The following is an 8,928-nucleotide window of genomic DNA, read 5'->3' as shown; positions in this document are numbered from 1 at the left end:
CAGACGGTCGGGGTCAGTTCACCGGCGACTTTGAACATCGTCGGGATCATCAGCAGCAGACCTTGTGCGGCGGTGAAGGTGGTGGTCAAGGCTCCGGTTTGAAGTGCGCCGTGCAGGGCAGCCGAGGCGCCCGCCTCGGACTGCATCTCGATAACATCTGGAATGATGCCCCAGATATTGCGACGGCCCTCGGCAGACCATTGATCGCACCATTCGCCCATATTGGACGACGGCGTGATCGGGTAAATGGCGATCACCTCACTGGTGTGATGCGCCACCCAGGCGGCGGCTTCATTGCCGTCGATCGTTACGAGCAGGCGGGACATTGGTGTGAGCGGTATTGAAGACGAAGGAAGTTCGGCGGACGCGTCGTTCAAGTCCGCCAACAATATCAATCGTATTGTTGGTAGCCAATAATGTGCCAGAAATTGACCAGATACACCTCAATCTTGGCGGGCAAGTCTCAGACGCTCGCCAAACATCATTCTCCCCGTTCCCGGTAAATGAAGATGACATAAGCCCAGCCCCAGTAGGACTTGAGGTGATCGTCTATATAGAGGAACCGTTCGCTTATTCTGAACTTCTTGAAAAGCGACCAGTTGGACTTGGCGGGATCGTTCGGAGCGGTATTCAGATAGACCTGGATGGCGAAAGCGTCGAGAAAGAGGTTGTCTTCGATGCAGATGTAAGGCCAACCGACGGTGTTGCGGTATTCTTCGCTGTCGAAAATGCCGTTGCGTTCGATGACCTTCCAGCCACCGAGAGGCAGCGGGCCGTTCGGTCCGATACGGATGCTGTCGGCGTCGGGTGTTGAACGATCGGGCAGGGTTGGGGAAGTGCAGGAGGCAAGTGCGAGGGCAATAAGCAGGCTGATATAACGCACCATCGTTACGGACTCTCAAAATCACCCTATCGCGCCCCGGCCCTTTAAGGCTTGGGCGAGGGTTGTGTCGTCGACGAGTTCGAGGTCGGATCCGACCGGCACCCCGCGGGCGATGCGGGTAACGGCGACTCCCGAGGACTTTAACTGGCGGGCAATGTATAGCGCAGTCGTTTCGCCCTCTGCTGTAGGATTGGTCGCCACCATCACTTCGCGGATGGCTCCGGCGCGAACACGCGATTCGAGCGAGTCCATCCGTAACTGGTCGGGTCCAATGCCGTCAAGCGGCGAAATCGCTCCCCCCAGCACATGGTAGAGGCCATTCCAGACACCGGTGCGTTCCAACGCGATCACATCGCCAGGCTCTTCGACAACGCAGATGAGACCGCGATCCCGCCGCGGATCCGCACAAATCGGGCACGGATCCGTCTCCGCCAGTGTCCAGCAGGTGCGGCAGAAAGCGATCCGGTCCTTTACCGCAAGGACTGCGTCAGCAAGTTCCTGCGCTGTTTCACGCGGTGCCCTAAGCAAGTATAGCGCCATTCTAAGCGCGGACTTGCGGCCGATGCCGGGAAAGCCGGCCAGTTTGTCGATAAGTTCATGAACCGCCGGCGGAAGGCCGGACATGGAACTTTTGATATCCAAGGATGTAAGCGATGATGTTGATTATGATGAAACTTATCGCCTGCGCCATACGAGCGCCTGCGCATGCTTTGTCAATTTAGGCCACAGGAAGAGCCTTTTCAAGAGCGCCTTTAACGAAATGGGGACGCTTGTCGAAGCGTCCCCATTTCACTTGGGTCAGATTAGGTCCCGGTTGCCCGTGGCACCCGGGCCGATCGCTGCGTGGGTAGTTCCTTCTGCGACGGATCCTGCGGATTTACGTATTTCTCTCCGCCTTGCAGTTCGTCATCCCGCTTCATCAAGTTCTTGACCGAACTTTGGTAGATCACATAGTAGTAGTCATCGCCGCCGTCGAGGCGTCCTACGAACCGGGTGTCGTCGTCGGGCTTGCGCACGAATTCGACCGAGCGCCTCACATTGCCTTCGAGATAGACTTCGACAGCGAATTCCGACGCCGCAAATGATGGCACGGTGTCCTTGCCGGCGTCGAGGATGTCGATGGAGTTCAACTTCGCCACCGTGTTCAGAATCCGGTTCATCACGTTGATCTCGGGGGCGTAAGAGACTCCTTTCGGGGGCGTAACGAGCCAGGTCGTATCGGCTTTCACGAGCGTTGAATCATCCCGTGGTGAAGAGATCTTGCGGTCGATATCGTAGGTGGCGTCGGGATGCTTCAGAACAACCCGATTGATCAGCGTCCGGTCGAGCGCCAGCACGGTCTTGTCACGCCAGTCTTTGGGCCGTCGCTGGAACGATGAACGGGGAGTTCCGCTGACCAGCAGCACCTCCGGCTTGCCTTCCAGCCGCATGTAGGTATGGGTGTAGGTCTCAGAAGGCTTGCCGCACCAGAACTTGTCGATCCTGCCGCCTGACTTGCCAATCTCGATATAGGAAGCGAGGGAGTCGGTCAGTTCATACTTTTCCCATGCATCCTGGTTCGAGGTGATCTCGGTTTCCAGTTCGAGCGAAGCCGCCTTTTCCAGCAGCGTCTTCATATAACTCGGATTGGCTGGAGTCTCGTAAGGCTCGGCAAGGCGCCAGTGCCCGCCGACGCGTTTAATGACGACCGTCTCTCCCTTGTGAGTGATCTTGACGTAATCGACCTGACTGGTGTCGTTGGCGAGGAACTTCGGCTTCTCCTCGATCCGGTGCGGGTCGATGGAGAGGATCGCGTAAATGGCGATGAGGCCGACGAGCGATCCGGCGAGGATCGTCAAATTGCGGTTCATCAGGCTGCCTCCTTCCGTCCGGTGCCGATCCGGGCGCCCTGCATCAACTGCTTGCGCGTCGCTTTGCGCATCCGCCAGCGGGCCAGTCCGTAGAAGAGCACCAGCAGGGGTGGGATCGCGAGGTTGACGGTTTTTACGGTGTTGCGCGTGGCGTCGGTGACTTCGCCGATCGGACGGCTTGTCACTTCGCGCGACCGGATGGTAATCAGTTGCTCGTCCTGAGCCAGCCAGTCGATCAAGTTGAGCGCCATCGTCAGGTTGTCGAGCCCCGGGACAATATACTGGTCGTGAATGAAGTTGGCGTCGCCGATCACGACGATCCGCGTTTCAGGCGATTCAGCCGTTACCGGCACGGTCGTAACCGGGTTGCCTTCGCTGTCGAGCGGTGCGTCCTTCCCCGCCCAGTAACTTGTAAACCGGCCCTGAATCAACACCCCAAGCGGAATGCCGGAGTGTTCCCAAGTGCCCTTACCGCGCTGGGTGAGCGGGTTGATATCGAACGGCATCGACTGAATCGAAGACTTCTCCGAGGTCCTGAAGAGCGTAGTTAAAGAAAGATTGCTCTTGCCGACTGCTGGGGAGGTGTCGATCGAACTGGGGAAATAGAATCGAACCTGCCGTAGAGCCTTAAGGGCGGCGTTTTCGCGGTCGAACTGAATCACTTCCGGAAAGAGGGGGTAACTTACCATGGTGATCTGCCGGCCCCAACGGGTCATCGTCTGAAACGGCAGGGTCGGCGCGAGCCGGTCCATCACCAGGTCTTCGTTGATCTTAAAGCCATAGTGCTCGGTCCAGGCGTCCCAGCGCTGTGCTCCCCGTTCGGCGCTCATTTGCGACAGGTCGGTCGCAACACGATTGGCCGCGATGAACAACTTGCCGCCCCGCATCAGGAACTGATCTATGGCATAGCGATCCTTCTCTGGAATGTCCTCCGAGGGTCCGATGATGCAGAGGAGGTCGATGTCCTCGGGAATGTCACTACGCGACGACAGGCTTACCGGCTTCAGATTGTAGAGTTTGCGGATCTCCCGGTCCAGACCGGTCATGTCCTGGCGCAATGCCTTTTCGCCATGGCCTTCGAGGAAGCCGACGGTCGGAATCCTGGCGGCAGTGATACGACGGATCTTGCTGACGATCTCGTATTCAAGGTTGCCGAGTGACTGAATCGCCGGGATAACCTCCTGCTTGTCCTGATAGATCAACGCCATACCGAGATAAGCCAGTTTGAACTCCATCTTGTCGGCGCGCATCTCGTTGACCTGAATCGGTTCAAGGCGAAACTTCTCGGCTTCGGCCTTAAGTTTCTCCTCGTCGGCGGGATCGAGGACCTCGAACCGGAGTTTGCCCCGGCTAAAGGCCTTCATTTCTGCCAGTTGATCTTCTACGTTGCGCGCCGTCGTGTTGTATGGAGCCGGCAGGTCGCGCGTGAAGTAGGCTTTGATCGTCAGCTTGTCGGGCAATTCCCGCAGAATCTGCTTCGTAACCGGCGAAAGGGTGTAAGCCCTGTTTTCGGTCAGGTCGAGACGGCCAAATAGGCGGCTCGAAACGAGGTTGACCATCACCAGTATGGCGATGATCAGGATGACGGTCGGCCCGGCGAAGATGTCGGTGCGCTTGGTTTTCATTAGTTACTTCCACCTCCGCGCTGCGAGCGACCGTGCTGAAAGGAAAAGAAACAGGCCGATCAGCGTCAGATAGTATACGATGTCGCGGGAATCGACCACGCCCCGCTGGATGTTCTGAAAATGGTGCTCGATGGAGAGATACTCGACCGGCGTCACGAGCCAGTTCGGCAAGATGTAGAGGATCTTGTCGAGCAGGAAGAAACCGAAGACGAGGAAGAAACTGACGATGAACGCCACCACCTGACTCTCGGTGAGGCTTGAGCCATAGGTGCCGATGGCAAGGTAGGCCGCACCCATCAAGACCAGCCCTATGTAACCGGCGACGGTCGCGCCGCCGTCCATATTGCCCAGGAAGGCGACGCTGACCGAGTAGATGATCGTCGGCAAGACCGCCGCCGTAAGTAGCGTCAAGGCTGCAAGATACTTCCCGGCAATGATGCTGACATCGCTGATCGGCATGGTGACGAGGAGTTCCATAGTGCCGGTCTTGCGCTCCTCGCTGATCAGGCGCATCGTTATCGCCGGGGTGAAGAAGAGGAAGATGAAGGGAACGATGCCGAAGACGACGCGCATGTCGGCCTGCCCGACCACGAAGAAGTTCGTTGTAAAGAACCACCCCGTGACGAGCAGGAATGCGATGATCACCACATAGGCAATCGGCGCGTCGAAGTAAGCCCTAAGTTCCCGCAGGAAAATGGTGCGGATGTTGTTCATAGATTGCGATGGCTCATATTGCTGTTGGTATCGAATAGACTCTGGGATATCACTTCGTCTCTGGCGAGCAATCTCGTGATCATACCGTGCCGAAGCCGAGAAATGCGCTGCTGACCAGGACGACGAGTGAAAGATAGAAGCAGACTACACAGTGCTGCCGCCGTTTCGCCCGAACCGCAAAAAACTCGGCTTCAACGGCCTTCTCCGGTCTTGTATCCGGGGAGAATGATGCGAAGATGACCCGCAAACGGGGATTGAACTTCAGCAACACTCTCAGCATCACGACCAGCATTGCAAGAATTGCCGCGATCTTCACTATCAGCGCGGCAAGCGCAACTGCATGCATCGGTCTCATCGCGCCGTGAAACAGGACATGGTTCAGCGGCATTGCGATACCGGTTACCCAGAGAGTCGTCATGAAGGCGATGCAGTAAGGCTCTGTCCCCTGCAGCGTCTCTTCGACGACCTTGTCCAATCGGTAGTCGAGCGTCGGGCCAAACTGGCTCCGCCGACGGACCAGATTGAGGTTGTAGAACGGGGCTGCCGCGCAACCCACCAGCGCGACATTATGCAGTGCGAGGAGCAACGAGTGGATGAGTGACTCGAACATCGTGCCCTCCTTGCTCTCAGTAGCGTAAGGTGAATTGGCCTCTATGCCGCCTTGGTCAACTGGTGGAAGACATCCTCCAGGCTGCGCGATTCGACCGCGAGCCCGATCAACTTCCAGCCCGACGAGACGCTAAGGTTGAAGAGATCGGCGCGCGGATCGACATCGCCCCGGACCGTGAGCCGGAACGTCCGACCGGCCGCGCCATCCGGGAAGACCTCGCGCACTTCCTCAACGCCGTTGACTGCCTCGAATCGCGGCCCGGCTTCGCCGGTCGCATCCAACAATTCGACGATGATCGTCTTGCGGCCCATCAGATCGCGCTGCAGTTCCGCAATCGAGTTGTCGGCGACGATCCTGCCCCGGTTGATGATCACCGCCCGGTCGCAGGTGGCTTGCACCTCAGAGAGAATATGGGTCGATAGGACGACCGTCTTTTCCCGGCCCAGGGTCTTTATAAGGTTGCGAATATCGACCACCTGATTGGGATCGAGGCCGATCGTCGGCTCGTCGAGGATGAGCAGTTCCGGGTCGTGGATCATCGCCTGTGCCAATCCTACCCGCTGACGGTACCCCTTGGAGAGTTCGTGGATGTCCTTATGGATCACCTCGCTGAGTCCACAAAGGTCCACCATTTCACCGATGCGTGACGACCGACGATCGGGCGCAATCTCGCGCAGCGCAGATATATAACGTAGGAAGTCGAGGACGTTCATCTCGCCGTAGAGGGGATTCAGTTCCGGCAGGTAACCGATCTTGCGGCGCACTTCCATCGAGTGCTGCTGAACGTCGAGTCCATCGACCGCTACGCTCCCATCGGTAGGCGGCATGTAGCAGGTGACGATCTTCATCGTGGTCGATTTGCCGGCTCCGTTGGGGCCGAGGAAGCCGATGATCTCACCTCGCTTGACGCTGAAGGAGATATCATCGACCGCGCGTTGGGGGCCATAGACTTTAGTCAGGTTCCGAATGTCGATCATAGCTGGCTTTAGGCTTTACTTTAGGGAACAGTAAGTCGCACAAGTCGTCCATCTTAGGGACAGGCAATTTTGGAGAAGGCAAGGTGCAGAACAGGCCTTCATCCACAGGTGCCGGGAAAGCGCCTTAATTTACGCTTTCCACTCCAGTGATGCAAGATTGTTCCCGGATGACCGAAGAAAGTGAAGTGAAGAGTGAAAAAGGGCGACTTTGTGCAACTGTTCTACCTATCGCCATTGGCCGGCGAGCAGTGCAATTCTACAGATTGCTTCGTTGCCATGACTCCAACCATCAAGGTCTGTCGTTATACCTGAGGCGAAGTCGTATAATGAATGTCAGAGATAAACGACACTATATGCAGGCGATGTAGATCTTTCTTTTGTGCCCTCCGGCCGTCCATGTCCGGTGGGAGACGGGTAGTTGCTGAATGGTCGGACTCTCGTCCGACCGCCACATAAGGAGTTCGACGTGATCTCTCAAATCAAACCGACCATTCGGTTGACTATTTCGCTATTCCTCGGACTGGCGATCGTAGGGGGCGCACATGGAGCGCCCCCTATGCTCGACTCGCTCGACCGGGCTATGGTGGACAGCGCACTACGGCTTCTGCGTCTCGATCCGGCAGAGTTAGGTTTCGACAAGATGTGGGTCGAGGACGACACCTTCCGGCTCGATGTGGTTGAGCGCTTGATGCAACATCCTCTCGACCTTCCCCCGTATGTCGATACGACGACGGCAGTGATCGACTCCTTTCACCGCAAACCACGCGAACTGCTCGACTTCATTGACCGTCAATTGAAGGTTACGCTCGAAGGCCGCCCAATGCCCAAGGCTGTCCGCCTGCCGACGCTCGTCTTTGACCTCGCGGATCCGCTTCGCGTATGGTTGACTGCAATTAATGCTGCCGAGCCGCTGCGTAAACGCTTCTATGGCGCGCTTGACAGCCTTGAACTTCACGACCTGATGATGGCGGCTCCGGCAATCTGGAGCGAGGCGCCGGACTCGGTGTCAAAGTTACTAAAGGGCGCCTGGCACCGCACTGCGGGGCTGACGGTCGATACGACACGCAAAGTTGACACCGACCGGCTGCTTGACATCATCCGCAAACTCGACATGCCGGCGATGATCGAGGCGTCGAAGATCGTCGTTCCGACGGCGCAATTGATCGCGCGTGGAGTAGCCGATCAATCCTCGCTGCTCGAACCGCTGCCGGCCCGCTTTCCAGGGGTAGAGGGCGAGGTTCTCTACTACAAGGCAACCGAATTCGGAGCCTTTGTCATCGGTGGGCGGGGGGACAATATGTACAACGGGGAGTTTGCGGCTATAATCGACATTGGTGGGAACGATGTCTATCGAGGTCGGACCGCAGGCGCTTTAGGTGGGGGACTTGGTCAGCCCTACGCCCTCTTGATCGATCTTGAAGGCGACGACTACTATGACGCCCGCGGCCTCGACGTTACTCATGGCGCCGGCTTCCTCGGAATCGGCATCCTTATCGACCGGTCGGGCAGCGATGTCTATCGTTCAGCGTCCTATGCCCAGGGCGCCGGATTGTTAGGGGTCGGCCTCTTGGCCGATCACGATGGTGCCGATGACCGGCGGGGAGGATACTTTCTGCAAGGCGCAGCCCATTGCGGTATCGGATTGCTTCTTGACACGGGAGACGGCGACGACCGATACCTCTCAACCTGTTGGGCACAGGGTTTTGCCGGGACGTTCGGTTATGGCATGCTCTATGACCAGGGCGGGGACGACACCTATCGCTGCGGCGGAGAGTTCCTGCACGAACCACTCCTGCCGAAGGATAATCGCTCCTTTTCCGGGGGCTTTGGTATGGGCTGGCGTCCCCGCGCCGGAGGCGGTATCGGTGTGCTTTACGATGATGGAACCGGCAACGACTTCTATGACGCCGAAGTGATGAGTTTCGGCTCGTCCTACTGGTATGCACTCGGCATCCTGGTCGATGGCGGCGGCAATGACCGCTATTCGCTTGCGCATTATGGAATCGGAGCCGGTATCCACCTTTCGCTCGGCGCTTTTTACGATCGGGGAGGGGACGATCAGTACCGCTCCCGGATGGGCGTCGTCGGCGGCACCCCGCACGACCTTTCGGTCGGCATCTTCGTCGATGCGAGCGGCAATGACAGTTACGCCGACTGCGACGGCTGGGGCGGCAGTCTCACCAACTCCTTTGGCCTCTTCATCGACCGGCTTGGCGACGATACCTACGCCCCCCGTCCCGGCGGGACAAGCCTCGGTCGGCACAACTGG

The 8,928-nt window shown here is 57.9% G+C and carries 9 protein-coding genes; 1 reads left to right on the top strand and 8 read right to left on the bottom strand.

Annotated elements, in window-relative coordinates:
• The 8 genes from FJY67_09975 to FJY67_09940 all read right to left on the bottom strand — a co-directional run.
• A partial coding sequence (locus FJY67_09975) for a hypothetical protein (GenBank protein MBM3329780.1) occupies positions 1–326 on the bottom strand: 326 nt, incomplete at its 3' end.
• A 155-nt stretch (positions 327–481) separates the two neighbouring features.
• Complete coding sequence (locus FJY67_09970; protein ID MBM3329779.1) at positions 482–886, bottom strand: hypothetical protein; 405 nt, start codon at positions 884–886, stop codon at positions 482–484.
• Between the two features lie 18 nt (positions 887–904).
• Positions 905–1,507 carry a recombination protein RecR gene (gene recR, locus FJY67_09965; protein MBM3329778.1) on the bottom strand — a complete coding sequence of 201 codons (603 nt, stop codon included), beginning with the start codon at positions 1,505–1,507 and terminating at the stop codon, positions 905–907.
• A 179-nt stretch (positions 1,508–1,686) separates the two neighbouring features.
• Positions 1,687–2,733 (bottom strand): DUF4340 domain-containing protein, encoded by a 1,047-nt coding sequence (locus FJY67_09960; GenBank protein MBM3329777.1) that lies wholly within the window; start codon positions 2,731–2,733, stop codon positions 1,687–1,689.
• Positions 2,733–4,358, bottom strand: coding sequence for a hypothetical protein (locus tag FJY67_09955; GenBank protein MBM3329776.1), 1,626 nt, complete (start codon positions 4,356–4,358; stop codon positions 2,733–2,735). Before FJY67_09955 ends, FJY67_09960 begins: the two co-directional genes overlap by 1 nt.
• A 3-nt stretch (positions 4,359–4,361) precedes the next feature.
• Positions 4,362–5,072 carry an ABC transporter gene (locus FJY67_09950; GenBank protein ID MBM3329775.1) on the bottom strand — a complete coding sequence of 237 codons (711 nt, stop codon included), beginning with the start codon at positions 5,070–5,072 and terminating at the stop codon, positions 4,362–4,364.
• Positions 5,073–5,151: 79 nt separating this feature from the next.
• Positions 5,152–5,682 (bottom strand): hypothetical protein, encoded by a 531-nt coding sequence (locus FJY67_09945; protein ID MBM3329774.1) that lies wholly within the window; start codon positions 5,680–5,682, stop codon positions 5,152–5,154.
• Between the two features lie 41 nt (positions 5,683–5,723).
• Positions 5,724–6,659, bottom strand: coding sequence for an ATP-binding cassette domain-containing protein (locus FJY67_09940; protein MBM3329773.1), 936 nt, complete (start codon positions 6,657–6,659; stop codon positions 5,724–5,726).
• A gap of 466 nt (positions 6,660–7,125) precedes the next feature.
• Here FJY67_09940 and FJY67_09935 point away from each other — a divergent pair.
• A partial coding sequence (locus FJY67_09935) for a hypothetical protein (protein ID MBM3329772.1) occupies positions 7,126–8,928 on the top strand: 1,803 nt, incomplete at its 3' end.

Source organism: Calditrichota bacterium (assembly GCA_016867835.1).
In the GTDB taxonomy this organism is placed as follows: domain Bacteria; phylum Electryoneota; class AABM5-125-24; order Hatepunaeales; family Hatepunaeaceae; genus VGIQ01.
The sequence above is the reverse complement of the archived record's forward strand: the minus strand, read 5'-3'. Positions and strand labels throughout refer to the sequence as shown.

What these genes read in the sequence shown, in the direction of transcription:
- FJY67_09970 (MBM3329779.1), bottom strand. Translation starts at nt 886, where the DNA reads ATGGTGCGTTATATCAGCCTGCTTATTGCCCTCGCACTTGCCTCCTGC.
- recR (MBM3329778.1), bottom strand. Translation starts at nt 1,507, where the DNA reads ATGTCCGGCCTTCCGCCGGCGGTTCATGAACTTATCGACAAACTGGCC.
- FJY67_09960 (MBM3329777.1), bottom strand. Translation starts at nt 2,733, where the DNA reads ATGAACCGCAATTTGACGATCCTCGCCGGATCGCTCGTCGGCCTCATC.
- FJY67_09955 (MBM3329776.1), bottom strand. Translation starts at nt 4,358, where the DNA reads ATGAAAACCAAGCGCACCGACATCTTCGCCGGGCCGACCGTCATCCTG.
- FJY67_09950 (MBM3329775.1), bottom strand. Translation starts at nt 5,072, where the DNA reads ATGAACAACATCCGCACCATTTTCCTGCGGGAACTTAGGGCTTACTTC.
- FJY67_09945 (MBM3329774.1), bottom strand. Translation starts at nt 5,682, where the DNA reads ATGTTCGAGTCACTCATCCACTCGTTGCTCCTCGCACTGCATAATGTC.
- FJY67_09940 (MBM3329773.1), bottom strand. Translation starts at nt 6,659, where the DNA reads ATGATCGACATTCGGAACCTGACTAAAGTCTATGGCCCCCAACGCGCG.